Source organism: Methanocella sp. MCL-LM (assembly GCF_049676595.1).
Lineage (GTDB): Archaea > Halobacteriota > Methanocellia > Methanocellales > Methanocellaceae > Methanocella_A.
Window position 1 is genome coordinate 2,350,663 of the sequence record NZ_CP187259.1, and the last position, 19,755, is coordinate 2,370,417.

General features: G+C 54.7%; 16 protein-coding genes and 1 tRNA gene. 7 read left to right on the forward strand and 10 right to left on the reverse strand.

The window, feature by feature from the left end; all coding sequences use genetic code 11:
• Window positions 1-360: 360 nt before the first annotated feature.
• Window positions 361-434 (reverse strand) — tRNA-Val (locus ACPLPM_RS12150).
• 318 nt (window positions 435-752) lie between these two features.
• On the opposite strand from ACPLPM_RS12150, the gene ACPLPM_RS12155 reads away from it, so the two are divergent.
• A complete protein-coding gene (locus tag ACPLPM_RS12155; RefSeq protein WP_424357038.1) occupies window positions 753-1,733 on the forward strand; it encodes a ribonuclease H-like domain-containing protein in 981 nt (326 codons plus the stop codon).
• The gene (locus ACPLPM_RS12160; protein ID WP_424357039.1) at window positions 1,720-3,981 is read left to right on the forward strand and encodes a DEAD/DEAH box helicase; all 2,262 of its coding nucleotides are present in this window, start codon (window positions 1,720-1,722) and stop codon (window positions 3,979-3,981) included. Before ACPLPM_RS12155 ends, ACPLPM_RS12160 begins: the two co-directional genes overlap by 14 nt.
• A 9-nt stretch (window positions 3,982-3,990) precedes the next feature.
• On the opposite strand, the gene ACPLPM_RS12165 is transcribed toward ACPLPM_RS12160, so the two are convergent.
• Window positions 3,991-4,272: a DUF5661 family protein gene (locus ACPLPM_RS12165; protein WP_424357040.1), complete on the reverse strand. Its 282-nt coding sequence runs from the start codon at window positions 4,270-4,272 to the stop codon at window positions 3,991-3,993.
• Between the two features lie 154 nt (window positions 4,273-4,426).
• On the opposite strand from ACPLPM_RS12165, the gene ACPLPM_RS12170 reads away from it, so the two are divergent.
• From ACPLPM_RS12170 to ACPLPM_RS12180, 3 genes are all read left to right on the forward strand, one after another.
• Window positions 4,427-5,125, forward strand: a complete 699-nt coding sequence (locus tag ACPLPM_RS12170) for an AIM24 family protein (protein ID WP_424357041.1) — start codon at window positions 4,427-4,429, stop codon at window positions 5,123-5,125.
• Between the two features lie 114 nt (window positions 5,126-5,239).
• Window positions 5,240-7,348, forward strand: a complete 2,109-nt coding sequence (locus tag ACPLPM_RS12175; RefSeq protein ID WP_424357042.1) for a MutS-related protein — start codon at window positions 5,240-5,242, stop codon at window positions 7,346-7,348.
• A gap of 344 nt (window positions 7,349-7,692) precedes the next feature.
• Window positions 7,693-8,943 (forward strand): phenylacetate--CoA ligase family protein, encoded by a 1,251-nt coding sequence (locus ACPLPM_RS12180; protein ID WP_424357043.1) that lies wholly within the window; start codon window positions 7,693-7,695, stop codon window positions 8,941-8,943.
• A 44-nt stretch (window positions 8,944-8,987) separates the two neighbouring features.
• Here the strand turns inward: ACPLPM_RS12180 and ACPLPM_RS12185 are convergent, their stop codons facing one another.
• Window positions 8,988-9,311, reverse strand: a complete 324-nt coding sequence (locus ACPLPM_RS12185; RefSeq protein WP_424357044.1) for a hypothetical protein — start codon at window positions 9,309-9,311, stop codon at window positions 8,988-8,990.
• Between the two features lie 118 nt (window positions 9,312-9,429).
• On the opposite strand from ACPLPM_RS12185, the gene ACPLPM_RS12190 reads away from it, so the two are divergent.
• Window positions 9,430-9,702 carry a hypothetical protein gene (locus tag ACPLPM_RS12190; protein ID WP_424357045.1) on the forward strand — a complete coding sequence of 91 codons (273 nt, stop codon included), beginning with the start codon at window positions 9,430-9,432 and terminating at the stop codon, window positions 9,700-9,702.
• A 50-nt stretch (window positions 9,703-9,752) separates the two neighbouring features.
• Here the strand turns inward: ACPLPM_RS12190 and ACPLPM_RS12195 are convergent, their stop codons facing one another.
• Window positions 9,753-10,610, reverse strand: coding sequence for a hypothetical protein (locus tag ACPLPM_RS12195; protein ID WP_424357046.1), 858 nt, complete (start codon window positions 10,608-10,610; stop codon window positions 9,753-9,755).
• A gap of 294 nt (window positions 10,611-10,904) precedes the next feature.
• Here ACPLPM_RS12195 and ACPLPM_RS12200 point away from each other — a divergent pair, with 294 nt between their 5' ends.
• Window positions 10,905-11,879: a YkgJ family cysteine cluster protein gene (locus tag ACPLPM_RS12200; protein WP_424357047.1), complete on the forward strand. Its 975-nt coding sequence runs from the start codon at window positions 10,905-10,907 to the stop codon at window positions 11,877-11,879.
• A gap of 412 nt (window positions 11,880-12,291) precedes the next feature.
• Here ACPLPM_RS12200 and ACPLPM_RS12205 read toward each other — a convergent pair whose 3' ends face one another.
• From ACPLPM_RS12205 to ftsZ, 6 genes are all read right to left on the reverse strand, one after another.
• Window positions 12,292-12,726, reverse strand: a complete 435-nt coding sequence (locus tag ACPLPM_RS12205; RefSeq protein ID WP_424357048.1) for an ACT domain-containing protein — start codon at window positions 12,724-12,726, stop codon at window positions 12,292-12,294.
• A 24-nt stretch (window positions 12,727-12,750) separates the two neighbouring features.
• Window positions 12,751-14,061, reverse strand: a complete 1,311-nt coding sequence (locus ACPLPM_RS12210; RefSeq protein WP_424357049.1) for a phenylacetate--CoA ligase family protein — start codon at window positions 14,059-14,061, stop codon at window positions 12,751-12,753.
• 82 nt (window positions 14,062-14,143) lie between these two features.
• Entirely contained in the window at window positions 14,144-15,445 is a 1,302-nt protein-coding gene (locus ACPLPM_RS12215; RefSeq protein ID WP_424357050.1) for a phenylacetate--CoA ligase family protein, read from the reverse strand.
• 103 nt (window positions 15,446-15,548) lie between these two features.
• The gene (locus tag ACPLPM_RS12220; RefSeq protein WP_424357051.1) at window positions 15,549-17,378 is read right to left on the reverse strand and encodes a hypothetical protein; all 1,830 of its coding nucleotides are present in this window, start codon (window positions 17,376-17,378) and stop codon (window positions 15,549-15,551) included.
• 123 nt (window positions 17,379-17,501) lie between these two features.
• The gene (locus ACPLPM_RS12225) at window positions 17,502-17,852 is read right to left on the reverse strand and encodes a hypothetical protein (protein ID WP_424357052.1); all 351 of its coding nucleotides are present in this window, start codon (window positions 17,850-17,852) and stop codon (window positions 17,502-17,504) included.
• Between the two features lie 128 nt (window positions 17,853-17,980).
• Window positions 17,981-19,144 (reverse strand): cell division protein FtsZ, encoded by a 1,164-nt coding sequence (gene ftsZ, locus ACPLPM_RS12230; protein ID WP_424357053.1) that lies wholly within the window; start codon window positions 19,142-19,144, stop codon window positions 17,981-17,983.
• Between the last annotated feature and the right edge of the window lie 611 nt (window positions 19,145-19,755).

A 19,755-nucleotide genomic window follows, 5' to 3' on the forward strand; every position in this document is an offset into this window, starting at 1 on the left:
TGAATACTGGATTGCACAGATGACGGCTTTAGATATAAGGAATTGTGTGAGCCCGTTTCTTTTTGATTATCGATTAGCATCTGTGAAATCTGTCGAATCTGTCGTAATCTGTGATCTGGCACAGCGCAGCGTTAGTCCACGTTCGCGAGCACAGAGACAACACTATGAATGCTATCCGAGAAATCAGTATCAAGCACAGCGCAGCGTTCGTATTGCTGCCTCACTGAATCTGAGCAATCAGGTATGCACAGCGCAGCGATCATTATCCTTCTCGCCAGACATATGCAGTAGAAATTCCGCTCGACACAGATACCGAAAGGTACACAGTTCAGAAAACTAAAAAATTTAGAAAACGATGAGTGGGCCCGATGAGATTCGAACTCATGGCCTCCGCCATGTCAAGGCGACGTCATAACCAGCTAGACCACGGGCCCATCGCTATATCCAATAACACTATGCGTTCGTTTTGTGCGTACGCATTGTGCGACCTATACTATACCCATATCACATATAAAGGTTTCGAGCGAGTCGAATTTTCATTTATAAAGCCCGCCGTGCCCCATATACGCCCGTATGTTAGTTTCGGTGCGCTCACTACAAAAGCTATAAAACAGGATGGTATTTAGTGTTATGAGGTACCGCATACGAACGACAGGCTCACTGATATCGCCGGCCGGCTGAAGTCGAGGGAAGAGGCCCGGAGAGAGTACGAGGTCATAGCTGAGGCTGACGATGCGCCCGATGATGGCTTTATGCCTTCGTGGCTGTACGATGACGATTTCGAGCGGGGCCTGGAAGTCAAGAATAAGTTCCTCGACCTCTACAAAGCCAAATCCCTTGAAGAGGCGATTCCGGGCAAGCCCGTGTCGAACTCGTTCGGGGAATGTTATGCGATCAGCAGTAAGACAGAGTACCGCCAGGCCCGCATCGGCGGAGACGACGCGAGGCAGGCACTGCTGGCCCAGTTGAGGCTGCTGCACGGGATCGGGCCCGAGAAAGAGGCTAAGCTGAAGGCTGATGGGTACCGGACTATCGAGGACCTGATTGCCCACCCCCGGTGGGGTAAAAAGGCGAAGGAATTTGTCGATCTTATCGATGCCGGCGATCCGGCGTCGATCCAGCAGGAGATCTGGAAGTGGCTGCCGAAGTCTCACCCGCTGAACCTGTACGTCAGTGCCTACGCGGACATGGAGAGGCTCACAGTGATAGATATCGAAACTCTGGGACTGTTCTCCCGGCCGATCATCCTGTTTGGTGCAGCATATGTGCAGGATAATCAGATTCACACGGTGCAATATCTTGCCCGCAACATCGAAGAGGAGGCTGCGGCCATAGAGGAGTTCTGCACCAAGGTTTCGGACGGGCCCATCCTGTCATACAACGGCCGGTCGTTCGACGTTCCCTACGTGAACCAGCGCCGGTGGTTCTACGACATGCCGGGCGAGATGGAGAACATTCACTTTGACATGCTGCACTTTTCCAGGCGTGCCTTCAAGGACAAGGTGCCCGATGCCCGCCTTGTGACCATCGAAAAGCATCTGTACGGTAAAGACAGACAGGATGATGTGCCGGGCGCCATGGTGCCCGAGTTCTACGAGGCGTACCTGAATAAGAACAATCCGGGACCGCTGGTGCCGATTGTGGAGCACAATAAACAGGATATGATTACGCTGGCCAACATTTTCACCCACATCTGCGACGAGGAGTGCAACTGCCACCATGTCCGCCGTTGACGAATTTATCAGAGAGATCAGAGCTTCCGACGACTATGAAGGACAGATTGTCCACCTGGAGGAGATCGACGCCCGGGAGCCCCAGTATGACGACGTCAACCACATCCTGGACGACAAGCTTCGGGCGTATCTCGACGGGGAAAAGATCAGGCTGTATACCCACCAGGCAAGGGCTATCGACCTTGCGCTCGACGGCAAAAATGTGATCGTCAGCACGCCCACGGCCTCGGGCAAGACGCTGGCGTTCAACATCCCGGTCTTTCAGGCGCTGCTCGAGGATAAAAAGGCGACCGCGCTCTATTTGTACCCGATGAAGGCGCTGTCCAACGACCAGCTCAAGACGCTGCGGCGCATGGACGAAGCACTGAGTACCAGAGCCCTGCCGGCAACCTACGACGGCGACACACCTCAGTCTGCCCGGACAACGATCAGGGACAAGTCCCGCATCATCGTCAGTAACCCATATGCAATTCACCGCTATTTAGCCTGGAACGACCGGTGGCGAAAGTTTTTCTCCGGCCTGAAATACATCATCATCGACGAGGCCCATATGTACCGTGGCGTGTTCGGCTCCAGCGTAGCCATGCTGCTCCGCCGGCTGCTGCGCGTCCTGAAAAGGTACGGCTCCGATCCTCAGTTTATATTATCGTCGGCGACGATAGCCAACCCGGAAGAGCATTCGAAGAAGCTCACCGGCAAGGACTTCACAGTCGTTTCCAGAGACGGCTCCGGCAGGGGTAAAAAGCATTTCCTGTTCTGGAACCCGCCCATCTTCGGCAGCCAGCGGGCGTCTACCCACCAGGAAACGGCCGGGCTCATCACGAAACAGCTTGACCACGGCTTGCAGACGCTGTGTTTTACGAAGTCCAGGCGCATGGCCGAGCTGATCGCCATGTGGGCGAGGGACCGGGAGAACGGCCTCTACCGTAATGAAATCATGCCCTACCGGGCCGGCTACCTGCCCGAAGACCGGCGCAAGATCGAGGATGACCTCAAGAACGGCCGGCTGCGGGCGGTCACCTCGACTAACGCTCTCGAAGTAGGCATAGACATAGGCTCGCTGGACTCGGTGATCATCTCAGGCTACCCTGGCACCAGGATCTCGACCTGGCAGCAGGCAGGCCGGGCAGGCCGTGGCAGGGATGACGCGCTTGTCACCCTCGTGGCGTTCGACGATCCGATCGACCAGTTCTACATGAAGCACCCGGAGAGATTTTTCGGGGCCAGGAGCGAAGAGGCCATTATCGACCTGCATAACCCGTACATCCTCATGGGCCACCTCATGTGTGCTTCGGCGGAAATGCCGCTGACCGCAAACGATTCGCTTTACTTCGGCGACGTATCGGGCATCATCGAAGCGATGGCATCTTCCGGCCTGCTCAGGAATACGCCGAGAGGCTACGTGTACGGTGGGGCCAAGAGCCCGTCAGAGATCGTGAGCCTCAACAACATTTCCAGCCGGGGAGTCAATGTGATCTGCGAAGGCAGAGTGATCGAGACGCTGGAAGTAGCTAGGGCATGCTCCGAAGCCCACGAAGGCGCTGTCCTGCTCCACCAGGGCGAGACATATCTGATCGATAGCCTCGATCTAAACCTTGGAGTTGCAAAGGCAAAGCGACAGAACGTCGACTACTACACTGAAGCCCTGAAGCAGTCGGACGTGCGGATAAAATCCGAGCGGAGCCACAAGACGGTCAGCGGCATCACGGTTTCGGTCGGAGACGTCACTGTCACTGAACAGTACTATGAGTACGCCGTCAGGCGATACGAGAAGCTGGTCGGCTACTTCCCGCTGGACCTGCCACCCCAGGTCTTCGAATCGGTGGCCGTGTGGTTCACGCTGTCGCCCGACTACCAGGAGCAATTGCTGGAGCAGGGGCACGACTTCAACGGTGGCATCCACGCGGTAGAGCATGGCATGATCGCCATGGCACCAGTCCATGCGTTGTGCGATCGATGGGACCTCGGCGGGCTATCTACGCCGCTCCATCCCGATACAGGCGTGCCCACGATCTTCGTCTACGACGGGTACGAGGGCGGCATAGGGATAGCTGAAAAGTGTTACGAGATCTTCCCGGAGCTGGCGAAAGCCACACTTGAGATGATCAAGGACTGCGAGTGCGAAGATGGCTGCCCGGCCTGTATCTACTCGCCAAAGTGCGGGAATAAGAATGCTCCTCTGGATAAGGAAACGGCTCTAACGATACTTAGAGCCCTGACTGGCCAGGAAAGCAGTAAAAATGAATGAGTATTTGAGCTATTTCTTCTTCCTGTTCGCCCAGTACTCTTCGGCCTCGGCCTCCAGTTTTTCCAGCCGCTCGTAGTAGTCCGGGAACTCGTTCAGATGGGCCCATGCGATCTTGCCCGTGGTCAGAGGATCATCGTTCGTCACGTTGGTCCTCGGATCTCTCTTCCCGTGCTCCAGCTCCACGTCCATGCCGAACCTGAACTGCTCGACGTCGAACTCGTCCCATTTTATGCCCAGCTGCTCGCCGATCATTTTGGCCTGCTCTGCGGTAAAGTATCTCTTTTCAGTCATCGTGATCAACAGATGGTTGGATAGCGGACGAGATATAATTTATCGAGTACTGTAGCAGCGCTTCTTAGCAAAGCACCATAGAATATTTAATCTCGGAGCAAATGCATATATAATAAGGCTCCGTTGTGGGGCATCAGAATTTGGTGGATGAGTTATGTCAAGGTATTCTTTAGATCAGTTCCTTCAGGAGACCGCCCAGAAAGATAAAGGCGAGGGCCTTTTCGAGCTTGAAAACGCCCGTACACTGGAGATCAACCTGAATGGCCTCGTGTGGATGAAGATGGGTTCCATGATCGCCTATAAGGGCAACGTGAAGTTCGAGCGTGAGGGCATGATGGAGCACGGCTTCGACAAGTTCCTGAAAAAGGCGCTGACAGGCGAAGGCACGACTCTGATGAAAGCAGCCGGTGTCGGCAAGGTGTACATCGCAGACCAGGGCAAGCGGATCACTATCCTGCACCTCGAGAACCAGGCAATTTACGTCAACGGCAATGATGTGCTGGCTTTTGAGCCGGGCATCAAGTGGGACATTACCATGATGCGCAGGATCGCCACGATGGCTGCCGGCGGACTGTTCAACATGAAGCTGGAAGGTACCGGCATGATCGCCATCACCACTGAAGGCGAGCCCCTGACGCTCCGCGTCACCCCGGATCAGCCCGTAATCACGGACCCGAACGCAACTGTCGCATGGTCCCAGAACCTCAATCCTGAGCTCACCGCCAACATCACTTTCAGGTCGCTCATGGGCAGGGGCAGCGGCGAGACTTATCAGCTTGTCTTCCGCGGCGACGGCTTCGTCGTAGTCCAGCCTTACGAGGAAGTCTACTACAATACCACCAGCAGCTCTTAAACCATTAGCGTCAGCCGGATTATCGTCCGGCCGGCTTTTTCTTTTTACAGATAACTATTTGTAGAATACTTTCACCATGCTTGCTCAACGGTTATTATACTTCTGAGGCATTTTATGCACGTGAGCGAACTGACAGGGTACCCGGGGATTGGGGAAAAGATAGCGGCAAAACTGGTCGAGCATTTCGGCTCCGAAGAGCAGGCACTGGAAGTCCTGAACAAGCGGGACGTGGCCAGCCTGGCGGAAGTTCCGGGCATCAGCGAAAAGTATGCGGTCTCGATCATACACCAGATCATAGCCCACCAGGACGGCGTATCGATCGATGATTTTCTGCAGACCCCGGAAGCGATGAACGTTTACGAGCGGGTCATCGGCCTCATCCGGTCTTACTCTCATACCCAGTACTCTCGCTCGAGGATCAGCACCTATATCCCCTTTCCGTCGGCTAAAGCCGAGAAGATCAAGGCTACCCAGGTTTTACTGAAAGACTATGTCACGCTGGCGTCCAGGCTCTCCAGAGAAGCAGCCCTGGATCTCTCGCTGAAGAAGATCAGGTACCTGAAAAGGCCCGTCAACGCCCAGAAGTCCAGAGACAGGGCAGTTTTTGTCGATAACAAGAAGGATTACGAGAAAATTTTGAGCCTCCAGATCGACCGGTACATGGAGGTCAACCAGGTATCCAACCCCGGAGAGCTCGTCGACCTTGCCCGGGGCTACGCTCAGGTGCTGGTTGTCGGGAGCAAGCTGACCGGCGCTGACTATCCGGAAGAGCTCAGCCTGGAGTTCGCAGACAATCCCGGCGACCTGTGGTGGCTGGTGCCGGAGATTACCATCGGCTACTTCGCTGTCAACAAGGAGCCCATAGAAGCGGCAATAGAATTGATCAGGCTGATCAGGAGCAAATCTGATTTCCCCCTGTGCCAGTATGCCGACGATGCGAAGCTCTCCGAGCTCTCGACAGAGCTCGCCAACATCAGCCCCGACGGCGAGCTGGCGCTGGGAGTAGACCAGGAACTGGATAGGCTGAAAGATATCCTCAAGAGATTCAACGAGGTACTTCAGGCCACTCTAAAAAAGGCTAACGCAGACCTGAGCGAACGTATGGAGAAAAACACGGTCACCCTCAAGGGCTCCCAGCTCCTGAACATGTTCGGCAGCAACACGGAAAGCCTGAAGAGCATGCTCGAAAAAGAAGTGGCAAAGAACTATGCGGAAGTCGTAGCTGAAGCCAAGGAGAGCATGAAAAACGAGCTGCAGCTCAAGCCCTTCGAGATGCAGCACGTCGATCTCATCTTCAAGGATGAAATTGTCTACCCGATCGAGATCAACTACCGGGGAACGGAAAGCTTCAGAAACGCCATTAACAGGCAATTAATAAAGCGCAGCCTCGACATGAAACGGGCGAGCGCGAAGCGCCTGGCAAAGTACGAGACAGTCTGCAAAGACATGATCAGAGACGTCCTCGAGTTCGACACCTACTATGCGATCGGCTTATTCTCTGCCGACTATGCGCTCAAGATGCCGAAGATGACGAAGAAGGCGGGTATCACAATCACCGGAGGCCGCAACATCTTCCTCGGAGCACAGAAGGCCGAGCCGGTCTCCTATGCGGTCGGCACCAAGACACCCGAGACCAAAGGCGAGCGGATAGTGCTATTAAGCGGTGTGAATTCGGGCGGTAAAACCACCATGCTCGACATGCTCGCCCAGATCATCGTGCTGTCCCACATGGGCTTCCCGGTGCCTGCGGACTCCGCGGAGATCGGACTGACCGACCAGCTCCTGTACTTCAGCAAGTCCAAAGGAACCCTGACCGCCGGCGCCTTCGAGACCACTATCAAGGACTTCGCCAGAGTCATATCCGACAGCAACAAAGTAGTGCTCGTAGACGAACTTGAGTCCATCACCGAGCCCGGAGCGTCCGCAAAGATCATCGCCGGCATCCTCGAAACCTTACACGACAACGACGGCAGCATAGCAGTCTTCGTCAGCCACCTCGCGGAGCAGATCCTGGAGAACACCCAGTGTGCAGTGCGCGTCGACGGCATCGAAGCCAAAGGCCTGGACCAGAACCTCAACCTCATCGTCGACAGGACGCCGAGGTACAACTATCTCGCCAAGAGCACGCCAGAGCTGATCGTCGAGCGTCTCACCCGTACCTCGGACGGAGGGCAAAAGGAGTTCTACAGCCGGCTGCTGCAAAAGTTCAAAGGCAAGAAATAGTCACATACACTTTCGGCCCCGAGCGGCCTTATTTTTAAATCGCTAAGACGCAGAGGCGCAAGGGCGCAAAGTACAATATTTTAATCTTTGCGTCTTTGCACCCTTGCGCCTTTGCGAACTAAGAACAAGGCGGCTTGTCGCCGGACGATTGTTTTTTAAACTTAGTTCTGAGCGGAGCGAAGACAGAGCAAGCTTTTTATGTTACCGGTGACATTATCTCGAAAGGTATTAATAGATATAGATATACAATATTGTACAATCATATACATTGGAGGCCTGTCGTGAGCTCGTACCTATCAAATGTAACCGGTCATTCTGCTTATGCTGTATCGGATAGCCTCCGGATGCCTCGCAAGGATCTGGAAGAGCTTCAGTCGAGAAGACTGCGGGCAGTGGTCAGGCGGGTCTACGACAACAATACTTTTTACAGGCGGAAGTTCGACGAGATAGGCCTCAAGCCGTCGGACATCAGGGGCATCGAAGATATTCGCAAGCTTCCGATGACGGATAAGTCGGACATTCGCGATAATTACCCATATGGCCTCCTTTCAGTGCCAAGAAGCGAGATTGTACGGATGCACGCCTCGTCCGGCACTACCGGCAAGCCTACTGCCGTCTTTTACACCAAGAACGACGTTCAGACCTGGGCCAGCATGTTCGCCCGGTGCCTGGAAGTCACTGGCGTAACAAAAGAGGACGTCATGCAAGTGACTCCAGGCTATGGTCTGTTCACAGGTGGCCTGGGCTTCCACTACGGCGGGGAAGAGCTGGGCTGCATGGTCATACCTATCGGCCCCGGCGATACCCGTAAACAGATCGAGATGATGAAGGACTTCGGGACGACGGTCCTCGGCGGCACAGTTACTTATTCGCTGCGGATTGCAGAGGTCTGCCAGGAGATGAACATGGACCCGAGGGACCTGGGCTTGCGCATAGGAGTCTTTGGTGCCGAGCACTGGTCCAACGCGATGCGGAAGACGATCGAGAACACCTTCGGCTTCGACGCGTTCGACATCTACGGCCTGTCCGAGATGTGCGGCCCCGGCGTGGGCATCGACTGTAAGCAGCATGAGGGCATCCACATCTGGGAAGACCACTTTATCCTGGAGATCCTGGACAAGAACGGCGAGCCCTGCGACGAAGGCGAGAGAGGCGAAGTTGTGCTTACCCCGCTCACCAAGGAAGGGATGCCCCTAATCAGGTACCGGACCAGGGACCTGAGCAAGCTGATCGGCGAGTGCTCCTGTGGCATGACCCACAGGCTGATCGACCGGGTGCACGGCCGGACGGATGACATGGTCATCGTCAGAGGCGTCAATGTCTTCCCCGGGCAGATCGAGTCAGTGCTCATGAAGCACCCGGACATCAACAACGAATGGTATGCCTATGCCAGGCGCAACGATGCCGGCTCCATGGATTCGCTGTACATAAAAGTAGAGACAGATAAGCCGACAAGAGAGATGGCGGTCATGCTCACCAGAGAGCTCACCTCAGTCCTTATGGGCCTTAAGCCTGAACTGGAGTTCGTGCCTGTGGGAACGTTGCCCCGGCAGGAAAAGAAGACCAGACGGCTCATAGACGAGCGGAAATATTAAAGATAAAAAGCTGCCGGGAGAAACGTCCGGGCAGCGGCTTGTTTTCAGATAGCCGGCATATCAGAGTCGCTGACATCATCAGTTTCTGCGTTGCCGCCTTCGACTTTATGCAAGGTCAGCTCGTACGTAGTAATGTAATCACTGGTCGTCTCATAGCTCAGCAGGTCCTCGAAACGCTCGCTGGTCTCCGAGCGGGTGAACTTGTTAGCGTTGACGTCCCAGTCCATCCCTATCCGGTCGTAGACGATGTAGTTGCCATCCGGGATTCCTGTGACAGTGAAGCTGTCTCCTGCCCTGATGTATACGCCGATGAGAGCCTTCACGGGAAAGGCCTCTGCGGCCAGCAGGACGACCGCGTCCTCGCTCAAGCCATTCTCTATGGAAAGCTCACCTTCGCCGCTGCTGACACTTCTGGCAATGTACGTGCCCGTCGGGAGCCGGGAGATTTCTGGAACAGGTGTCGGCTTTTGGGCAGGAGTATTAGCGATGACAGGTGTTGGCGTAATTATCGGTGTAGATGTGGCCGGAGCAGCAGTTGCCGATGGAATAACAGTAGCCTTTGAAGTAGCTGTCTGGACAGGCGTAGGTGTATTATCCTGCCATCCTGATCCCGGCATAGCACAGCATATGCACCCGCTGGTTGCGAGCGCCGGGATAAAAAGCAAGAGACATACAGTGATAGTTGGTACGATAGCCTTGTTTCTGATTGATATACCCCCAATCGATTATATGTCAGAGGTTGAAGATACTGGGTTATAAAGGTTATGTAATAAAAAAGGTAAAATAGGGCCTTTGACAGCCCTATGGTCTTACAGCTTATCTTTCAGCTCAATATTCGACTTCGGGACCAGGCCGAAGTTAGACACAGTGAGTGTAGTCATCAGATTATTGCCCTGTGTCGTAAGCTCAGCTTTCTCTCCTGGCATCAGGTCTTTCTGCGTGCCGTTGAGCATAATGGAGATCCGGCCGTCAGCACCTGTGAAGACGATCGGAATGTTATCGTACGGGACGCTGCCGACGTTGTAATCGAACAGGTACGTACTGTCCCGGTCATCCTGCCTGGTGTAGCCGACGATGATCTTAGCGCCGTTAACGTCCACGCCGCCCTTATTCTTCAGGAGTAGCTTCTTGTTCTTGTCGTCGAACTGGTAGTTCATCGTGACGTTCGGAACTTTGAAGCCCTGGCTGGAAGCGTCTACGAATACGATGTTCTTCGAGATCTCGATGAAGATTACCTGATCAGCGGGTACGTCCTGGGAAACGCTGGTAAACGTATTCACCGGAGTAGGCGTGGGCGTCGGGTTAGCAGCCTGCTGCACCTGCTCAGGAGAAGGAAGCTGTGACATCAGTTGCATGATGGGCACCATGTCTGACGCAGGAATACCCAGCCCGCTGCTGCCCGGGGACTGAGAGGTCGCCCGGGAAGGCTGGAAGAACTGCATGTTATTCAAGCCCCAGCTACTACTGCCGAACGGAGTCGAAGGAGTCGACACCTGCGTGTTAGTCACGGGCAGGCTCGCGGAACCCAGGTTCGAGGACATTACGGGTGAGCTCAGCTGCGGCAGGCTCATCGATGACAGCGCTGACGGAAACGAGATCGCGCTTGCCGACGCGATCATCAGCCCGGCTATCACAAGTGACATAGTGATGACTATTGCTTTTCTCACGGTACCACCCTCATCTCAATACGTTGTAGCTGTTATTGGTCCTTCGGACCAATAACAGCAAGCCACCGAAATGTCGGTGGAAGCCGCCGAAGGCGGCGGAAATAAGTCTAATTACCTGAGCCTTCGGCTCATGCTTATACTACGCTAAAGCCAGCATCGTACTACCTAAGATAGATTATCAGTATCAGCTACGGCTCTGGCTTCGACAATAATATCACCAGAGCCGGGCGTTTGATGATCGGCAGCGTTTTTCAGGAAACTTTATATCATCCCTGCCCAATATGCCGGACTGTCATGGCCTCGCCACAAACTATAGAATTTGTCTGCAAGCAGTGCGGCGACTGCTGCCGTAAACACGCGCTATATCCGGTCACCTCGAGCGATCTGGTCATGCTCGCCCAGGGCCTGGGGATCACTATTGACGAGGCTCTGCGGGAATACTGCGTTATAACAACCCACGATGGCCGTAGAGGCATGTTTTTGAGGGGGCTGGCAGGCGAGTGCCCCTTCCTGAAGGACGACCGCTGTATAGTCCACTCTTTTAAGCCTGCGGTGTGCAGCATCTTTCCCGACCCGGACGGGTTTATCACCACCGACCGGCTGAAAGCGTGCCTAAGAGATACTGCAATCAGCGGCAAAGGGCTGTCGAGATGCGGTGTATGGGACCTGCCAGACGGTGGCATTCTGGCCCCGAACCTGGAAGAGACGATCAGGTTCCGCATCAGGGAAGATACCGATCGGCAGTACTTCATGTCCCACGAGGAAATCGATGCAGACAAGGTAGAATTTCTAGCTCGCCTGGCAGAATACCGGCAAGGCGATCTTCCGCTCTACCTCTCCATCGGAAAGAAGTACGGGGCCTTACGCCAGTTCCATACCGGAGGACAATCGGATATGACGGCGCTTGTCAGTGCCGAGAGGGACATCCTGTACAGGTACCTGGTAACGTATATTGAATCCTGCACAATGGCTGAAAAGGTCCTGAAGAGCAACGGTGTCAGGGCTACGTTCGTAGCAGGCGAGCCGGGCATAATGGTCCTGTGCGAAGGATTCCCTGAGACTGCTGACGATGCCCAGTTCTTGTGGGCAAAGTACGGGGAAACCGGAATATTTGCAGTATCCATAGAGTCCGATCAGACCGCTTACCTGGCCGCCTTCACTATCGAAACTCCATGCCTTGGCGACATCGTCAGAGACCACCGGTTGCCTGTAATGTTGAACGATGGTCATAGAAAGCTGATTGTCAAGTGCAGTGAAGGCATCTTATAGTCGGGAAAATGTTACATCTGAGCCCGTGAATGCAGACGAACGCTGCGCTGTGCTTGATACAGATTTCTCGGAAAACATTAGAAGTGGTATCTCTGTGCTCGTGAACGTACACGAACGCTGCGCTGTGCTTGATACAGATTTCTCGGAAAACATTAGAAGTGGTATCTCTGTGCTCGTGAACGTACACGAACGCTGCGCTGTGCCAGATCACAGATTACGCAGAATCTGATGATTCTGACAGATATAACAGATTGCACAGATGCTAATCGATAACAAAAAAGGAAATGGTTCGCTGTACTTCTTATTTTAAAAGAAATCTCTGCAATCTGTGGCATCTGTCCTAATCTGTGATCTGGCACAGCGCAGCGTTAGTATTGCTTAGTCTAAAAAAGAAGGGCCGCATAAGGCGGCATTATATTTTGCTGATCTCTTCGTCGGAGACCAGGCGTACTTTTGCCGCCTTGAGCACACGCTGTGCTGCGGGTATGTCATCAACTCTTAAAATCAGCAGTGCCAGATCTGATCTGGTGACGAAGGCGTAGGCGTAGTCGATGTTGACGCCGCCGCTGCCGAGCGAGTCGGCGATCTCGTGCAGGCCGCCGGGGATGTCTTTCATCTCTACGGCGATGACGTCGGTTTCGGACACGGCGAAGCCCTGCCCCTGAAGGTTTTTATAAGCTTTGTCAGGGTCGTCGACGACCATCCGGATGACTCCGAAGTCGCCGGCCTCTGCGATGGTGAACGCCCGGATGTTGATCTCAGCCTTGCTCAGCGATTCTGCGATCTTCGCCAGCCTGCCCGGCTTGTTCTCTGCAAAGAGAGATATCTGCTTGATCGTCCCCTTCATAATAGATACTCCTATTTGTAAATATTATATCTTTCTTCTGTCGATGACCTTCTGGGATTTGCCCTGCGATCTCGGCAGCGTGCCCGTTTCTACAAGTTCGACTTTTGTGGAGATGTTGAGCACTTTCTGCAGCTCGTACCCGACCTTCTGCTCCAGCTTCATGAGGTCTGCCAGCTTGTCGCTGAAAGCGGTCCTGGTGACTTCTACCCTGACCGTGAGCTCGTCCAGCTCGCCTTTCCTGTCTGCGATGATCTGGAAGTGCTCGCCTACCTCGGGGATAGTCATGAGCACAGACTCTATCTGGCTGGGGAAGACGTTGATGCCCCGGATGATCAGCATGTCGTCAGTGCGGCCCATAATGCGCATGATCCTCGGATGGGTGCGGCCACACTCGCATACCTCGTTGTTGAGTATAGTCGTATCTCCGACCCGGTAGCGGATGAGCGGCAGCGCTTCTTTGGAGAGCGTGGTCACGACTAACTCGCCTTTCTTGCCCTCGGGCACCGGGTCACCGTTCTTGTCGATGACTTCGAGCAGGAAGTGATCTGCCCAGACGTGGATGCCGTCCTGGCATTTGCACTCGGTGAACAGCGGGCCGGAAAGCTCGGAGGTACCGTAGATGTCGTAGGCTTTGATGCCCAGAGCCTTCTCGATCCTGCCCCGGGTTTCCAGCGACCAGGGCTCAGCGCCGAGGAAGGCCATCCTGAGGTCGGTGTCCTTCTTGATGCTGATGCCCATCGACTTCGCGGTCTCGTTCATGTGCAGCAGGTAAGAGGGAGTGCAGGCAATCGCTGTGGCGTGCAGGTCCTGCATCAGCTCGATCTGGCGCTGGGTGTTGCCCACGCCCATCGGGATGACGCTGGCGCCGACTTCCTCTGCGCCGTAGTGAGCGCCCAGGCCGCCCGTGAACAGGCCGTAGCCGTAACTGACGATTAAGACATCGCCGTGGCCCAGGCCGCACGAGGTGAAAGCCCTGGCCAGGGATGTGCTCCAGCATTCGATGTCGCCACGGGTGTAGCCGACGACGGTCGGTTTGCCGGTGGTGCCGGACGAGGCGTGGTACCTGACGACCTGGCTCAGCGGGGCCGAGAACATCTTCGTCGGGTAGTTGTCACGCAGGTCTTTTTTGTAGGTGAAGGGTAACTTGACGATGTCGTCGAGGCTCTTGATCATCTCAGGCTTCACGCCTGCCTCGTCGAACCTCTGCCGGTAAAAAGCGGAGTTCCTGTATACGTTGTCTACCAGCGATTTTAATTTCCTGAGCTGTAGTTCCCGCAGCTCTTCAAGCGGAGCCCTCTCGATACGGGAGTCCCAGAAATCCAGCGTTGACGCCATTTATGAACCTCTCTTTAATAGAATGATTGCCTGATATTTATAAACGTGTTACGTGGTTGTCCGTATCTCGGTTGAGCAGGCATTATATGCTGGTTCTAAGGTCTACCACTTTCTTGCTCTTGCCTTCGACCCTCGGCAGCGTACCGCGATCTACTAAGACAACCTTCGTCCGCAGGTTGAGCGTCTCCTTCAGCTTCCTGGCTACGGAGCCGGTGACTTTTTGCAGATCGCCCAGCTCTCCAGAGAAGGCTTTGTCGCTCATCTCGACTTTCACGGTCATTTCGTCCATGTGGTTGACTCTCTCCAGGACTACCTGGAAGTATTCGCCTACCTCTGGCATGTCCATGAGGATGTGCTCGATCTGGCTGGGGAACACGTTCAGGCCCCGGATGATCAGCATATCGTCGACTCTGCCGAAGAACTTGGAAATTTTCACAGCAGTCCTGCCGCAGGTGCACTCGTCTTCCATGATCGTGGTGATGTCGCCGGTCCTGTACCGGATCAGGGGCAGTGCCTCTTTGCACAGAGTCGTCAAGACCAGTTCGCCCTTCTCGCCAGGGGCACACTGTTCGCCGTTCTTGTCCAGGACTTCCACGATGAAGGCATCTTCCCAGATGTGCAGGCCATTTTGTTCCTTGCATTCGAAGGCGACGCCCGGACCCATCATCTCGGAGAGGCCGTAGGAGTCGTAAGCCTTAATGCCGAAGGCCTTTTCCAGCTCCCTGCGGGTGTTGGCCGACCAGGGCTCTGCACCGAACAGCCCGATCCTCAGAGGCAGGGTGCCTGGCTCGATACCCATCTGCTTGCAGGTCTCCGCTATGTACAGGGCATACGAAGGGGTGCAGTGCATGGCTTTGACCCCGAAGTCCCGGATCATCTCGATCTGCTTGTGCGTGCTTCCGGTGCCGCTTGGTACCACCGAGCAGCCCAGCCTCTCCGCGCCGGCGTGGATGCCCAGGCCTCCGGTGAACAGGCCGTAGTTTGCGGCGTTCTGGAAAGTGTCCCCGGGGCGGACGCCGACCATGTAGAAGCACCGGGCCATCAGGTCGGCCCATACCTCGAGGTCTTTCTTAGTGTACCCGACCACGGTGGACTTGCCGCTGGTGCCCGAAGAAGCGTGAATACGGTTGATCTGACTCATCGGCACCGCGAACAGGCCGAAAGGATAGTTTTCACGAAGATCTTTTTTATAGGTGAAAGGTAGCCTGGCCAGATCGTCGAGGCTCTTGATCATCTCCGGCTTCACGCCGGCGTCGGCAAAGCGCTGCCTATAAGTTGGAACGTTGTTGTAGACTGCCTTTGCGGTCTTTTTAAGCCGCTTCAGCTGTAACTCTTGTAAATCCTTGCGTGGCATTGTTTCGATTTTCGGCTGCCAGTATTCCATAAACTAACCCCAGTATCACTAACTGTGTCGTATGCTATCCTATAACACATCGTAGCATATAAAGATATGCTATTGAAGCGAGCGGTAAAAGAAGAAGCGCAGCTTAAGAGTTTCCGCCTGCATCCCCGGGGGTCTTCTGCATGCCGGAAACCGGTTCGCTGATTAAGCTCTGTGCCGTCTGTTCCGGCTTCGGCGGCAGATTAATGAGATTGATGATGCCGTGGCCGTGGGTCAGCTCGAAGAGCTCGATGTAGTCCAGCGGGGTCAGGCTAAGGTCTTTCCCGTCTGCGATCGACTGGATTTCGAACAGGGCGCTGTTAAGATTTTCGACCTTCGCGTCCTCTTTGTAGATGAGCACCATTTCCTTGTAGGGCGCATATGCGATGACACGGTCGCCCAGCCGGGCTTTCAGCTCGTCCAGCAGCGCTTTGATGAAGGCCGGGTGGGTCATGATGTCGCAGGCGTGCTTGCTCAGCACTCCCACGATGATGTCGTCCCCAAACTTGCCTGCGTGGGCCTCTATGTTCAGCCTCAGAACATCGAGCTCCTCTTCGAACAGGTCGTCCAGGGCGTCACGCTCGACCAGCCAGGAGGCCAGATCAGTGCGCATGACAGGGTTCGTGTGCTCTGTGCAGGAAATGTAGTATAGGATAGCCGCGTTCTCACGCTCGTCGAACACGTAGTTGAACGAGTTAGGCGTGGTCTTGAACCACGAGGCCGGCTCGATCGACTTGTAGACGAAGCAGTCCCGGCCGCACTTGCAGACCGGGTGGAAGCGCTCGTTCTTGCAGAGCGCCTCGCGCAGCCGTGAGATGATGATTTTTGTGCCGCCCTTGGGCAGCGGGGCGTAAATGTTGATCCGCTCGGAAAGGCCGTTGTACGGATTGGTGATCTCCAGGAAGTCCCCGTCTACGTGGTACTGGTAGGTAGGCATGTCCTTCCGGATATCTTTGAGGACACTCTCTGCCTGGTGGATCCGGGTCAGCGCCGCCTCGATCTTCGCATCGATGACGTCGTGGAAACTCTTGCCGGTATAAACCGCTTCCCTGGCGAGGTCTTTGACCGAGAGCACGGCCTTGAAAGGCTTGCTGGCAATAGTGACTGTATCACCCTGGACCGTGAATTCGACAGCATCCCGGGTAAGCATCTTCTTGATCAGCGCCAGCACCCTGGCTAAATCAATGATAGCGGCCGCATCGATGTGGCCGGCGTTGATCTCGCCTGCGTAGTCCGGCATCCAATCCTGGAACGTATCCTCCAGCTTCAGCCCCTCTTCTCTGGCCATATCAGTAAAGCGGATTACCTGGCCTGATTCCCCTGGCCAGACAGGTCCCGCAATCTCCCGCATGTTCACCCGGGCGCGGGGGCTGTCGACCGGTATGGCGATGATCGTGTAGCCCTTTTCCACGTTGTAGAGCTTAATGCTCCGGGTCTGGAGCGCCGAGCTGAGCATGTGCTTCCAGCACTCCTTGATGCTCAGGACCCGCCCGAAGGTGTCGTACATGTACTTGAAGTCCGGGGTCTGCCTGATCAGTTCCCGGTCGCCCGAAATATCCATCCGGTAGAAAGACACGAACTCGCTTCCGGCCGTCACTTCCGCCTGGAAATCCAGCTGTGTCTCCGGGAAGAAATGGCTATACTGGGCGATGATAAGATTATTGGAAGTCAGCCTGGTACCGCATACGCAGGCGTGAGTCTCGAACCGGTAGCTGGAGACAGCCTGCATGAAAGAGTCCATCGTCAGGTTGTGAAGTAGCAGAGGCTTGACAAGAGTATTATTGTGGCCGCACCGAGGACAATAAAATGTCAGGACGACGCCATCGTAGTGCTTTTTCTCGTTGATAGCGTAGAGCCTTGTCTCGATGAGCTTGCCCACGTACTTCGGGTTCAGCTCAACCTTTTCACTGCCCTTGTCCCCACCCAGGAATGACATATAGATGGTTATTGCGTAATCATAGATTATAGATTTATCGCTTTCAGAGCCCCCAAATGACTTTATTTCAAGAAAGGCGGCCTGAAAGGCCGGAATGATTTATGCGCCTTTGCCCTGTGGCCATCAGGCCCCATAGTAGCAACCCCACAGGTTGTTCATCGCGTCCACGTACTTGTTCCACTGCTTCAGCATCGTGAACATCAGATTTTTCCCTGCGGGAGTAATGTGGTAACGGCCGTCTTTTTGCTCCAGGTAGCCCTGGCGTGTGAGATCATCCATCTCCCGGGCCAGCTTTTTCTCGTCGGTGATCATAATCCCGGCAGTGAACGTGGCGATGTTGTCGCAGGCTTCGGCTGCAGTGGCCGCTCCGCCTCGCCGGACGACGGCGAGCGCAGCAAGAGTCAGACCGGTTTCGCAGTAGCATTTGAAGATATGCTCTATCTGTTCCGGAGTTTCATCGTGGCCATGGCTCATAGAGCAATGTACGACGGGTTTATAGAAAGTCGTTTACAGACGATGAGGCGAAAAAACGGTATATAAGGGCTTAAGAATTGTTGTAAAAAAGGGGAAGTGCGCACCGGCGCACTTCTTTATCGTCGAATTTATTCGACAATATCGATGATGGTATCGAGAGGCTTGCCGGCCTTGCGGCCGCCGGTGGTGCCCGGAGACCTTCTGTAGCGGTTGGTGTCGTCCGACATCTCGGATGCGCCAGCCCTCTGGCCGCTCTTGCCCATGACCTGCGGCGACTGAATGCCGGTCATGATGGCGAGCACTCTGACCTTGCCTTCGTAGTCCTTCTGGATTCTGGCGCCCCAGATTACATTGGCGTGGGAATCCATCTCGTAAGTGAGCGACTCTGCGATGTTCTCTGCCTCACGCAGGGTGAGGTCCGGGCCGCCGGTGATGTGCACCAGAGCGCCGGTTGCGCCGCGGTAATCTACGTCCAGCAGCGGGTGGTTGAGTGCTTCCCTTACTACGTTCTCGGACTTGTCCTGGCTCTTGGTCTCGCCCACGAGCATGACTGCGATGCCGCCGGCGTTCATGATGGCCTTAACATCGGCGAAGTCGAGGTTGATGAGCGAAGGCCTCGTGATCGTTTCAGAGATACCTTTGACGGTCTGAGAGATCAGCTGGTCCATGACGGAGAAGGCCTGCTCCAGCGGGAGGTTCGGCACCATTTCGAGCAGCCTGTTGTTGTCCAGCACGATGACTGTGTCTGCTGCTGCCCTGAGGTCGGCGATACCCTCTTCTGCCTTGACCATCCTGGCGCGCTCTACCTTGAACGGCGTGGAAACCATGCCTACGACGATTGCGCCCTGTTCTTTGGCGACCTGTGCGACGATGGGTGCCGTGCCGGTACCCGTTCCGCCTCCCATGCCTGCCGTGATGAATACGAGGTCAGTGTCCTTCAGGACTTCCTGTAGGGTGCTTCTTGCGAGTTCTGCGGCTCTCTTACCGATTTCGGGGAAACCGCCTGCGCCGAGACCCCTGGTGAGAGACTTGCCTACCAGGATTTTTTTGTCTGCCTTGATGACGTCGAGGTGCTGCTTGTCGGTGTTGACTGCGATCGTTTCTGCGCCGTCTACGCCGATGTTGTACAGCCTGTTGATGGTGTTGTTACCTGCGCCACCACAGCCGACGATCTTGATCTGCGGGAGACCGAAGTCTTCAAAGTCTGCACCTGCGGTGTTTTCTCCCTTTTCGTTCCTGTACTCGCGTTCCATTTCAGTGTATTTGAGTGCTTCCTGCACAATAGATTGCATAATATCCCATCCCCATTGATGTAGGTTTTATCCCTCGGGCTTCACGGCAAGCCGTTCGTGGTCTGAAAGCGCGCGACCCTCGCTCGCAGGCGCTCGTGAACCCGACGTTTTTGTATTATGCCTTATAGTCCCTGGCCGTCCCGGTTAGATATCGGACGATTTTAATGGGCTGCAGTCACAACCCCGACAGGAAAGGCAGGCGATAGCCAGAGCTATTCATCCGTCAAAGTTAGACAGAGCTCGAAAGCTACGCGTATGTCGATCAAATTGAGCTTAAGTCAACTGATCCAATCCAAATCCCAAGCTTAGTATACGCTTACGAATATTTAAGCTTAGTGTTCTTTTTATTATAATTGCAAAATGGGAAGTAGAAGTGCGTCCCCATCCGTGAACTTGCTGAATAACGGCAGACAGTGTCAAATATATCTAAATACCTGAAATTATCCCAATTTATCCCCTTACAAGGAAAGTATTTAAAAAATTCAGCCCCCTATCGGAGCAATGACAATATCAGCCACAATCTGGGCCACTGTGCGTAAAACAATCTGCGCCAGTGTCCGGATGAGCATTTTCACTGCCTGAAGAGCGTATTCGGCGAATGCCCGAAAATA

Excerpts from the sequence above, each read along its gene's own strand:
- ACPLPM_RS12200 (WP_424357047.1), top strand. The coding sequence starts at position 10,905 with ATGGCCTCGCCACAAACTATAGAATTTGTCTGCAAGCAGTGCGGCGAC.
- ACPLPM_RS12175 (WP_424357042.1), top strand. The coding sequence starts at position 5,240 with ATGCACGTGAGCGAACTGACAGGGTACCCGGGGATTGGGGAAAAGATA.
- ftsZ (WP_424357053.1), bottom strand. The coding sequence starts at position 19,144 with ATGCAATCTATTGTGCAGGAAGCACTCAAATACACTGAAATGGAACGC.
- ACPLPM_RS12190 (WP_424357045.1), top strand. The coding sequence starts at position 9,430 with ATGACAGGTGTTGGCGTAATTATCGGTGTAGATGTGGCCGGAGCAGCA.
- ACPLPM_RS12160 (WP_424357039.1), top strand. The coding sequence starts at position 1,720 with ATGTCCGCCGTTGACGAATTTATCAGAGAGATCAGAGCTTCCGACGAC.
- ACPLPM_RS12215 (WP_424357050.1), bottom strand. The coding sequence starts at position 15,445 with ATGGAATACTGGCAGCCGAAAATCGAAACAATGCCACGCAAGGATTTA.
- ACPLPM_RS12170 (WP_424357041.1), top strand. The coding sequence starts at position 4,427 with ATGTCAAGGTATTCTTTAGATCAGTTCCTTCAGGAGACCGCCCAGAAA.
- ACPLPM_RS12155 (WP_424357038.1), top strand. The coding sequence starts at position 753 with ATGCCTTCGTGGCTGTACGATGACGATTTCGAGCGGGGCCTGGAAGTC.
- ACPLPM_RS12225 (WP_424357052.1), bottom strand. The coding sequence starts at position 17,852 with ATGAGCCATGGCCACGATGAAACTCCGGAACAGATAGAGCATATCTTC.
- ACPLPM_RS12165 (WP_424357040.1), bottom strand. The coding sequence starts at position 4,272 with ATGACTGAAAAGAGATACTTTACCGCAGAGCAGGCCAAAATGATCGGC.
- ACPLPM_RS12210 (WP_424357049.1), bottom strand. The coding sequence starts at position 14,061 with ATGGCGTCAACGCTGGATTTCTGGGACTCCCGTATCGAGAGGGCTCCG.
- ACPLPM_RS12180 (WP_424357043.1), top strand. The coding sequence starts at position 7,693 with ATGCCTCGCAAGGATCTGGAAGAGCTTCAGTCGAGAAGACTGCGGGCA.
- ACPLPM_RS12220 (WP_424357051.1), bottom strand. The coding sequence starts at position 17,378 with ATGTCATTCCTGGGTGGGGACAAGGGCAGTGAAAAGGTTGAGCTGAAC.
- ACPLPM_RS12205 (WP_424357048.1), bottom strand. The coding sequence starts at position 12,726 with ATGAAGGGGACGATCAAGCAGATATCTCTCTTTGCAGAGAACAAGCCG.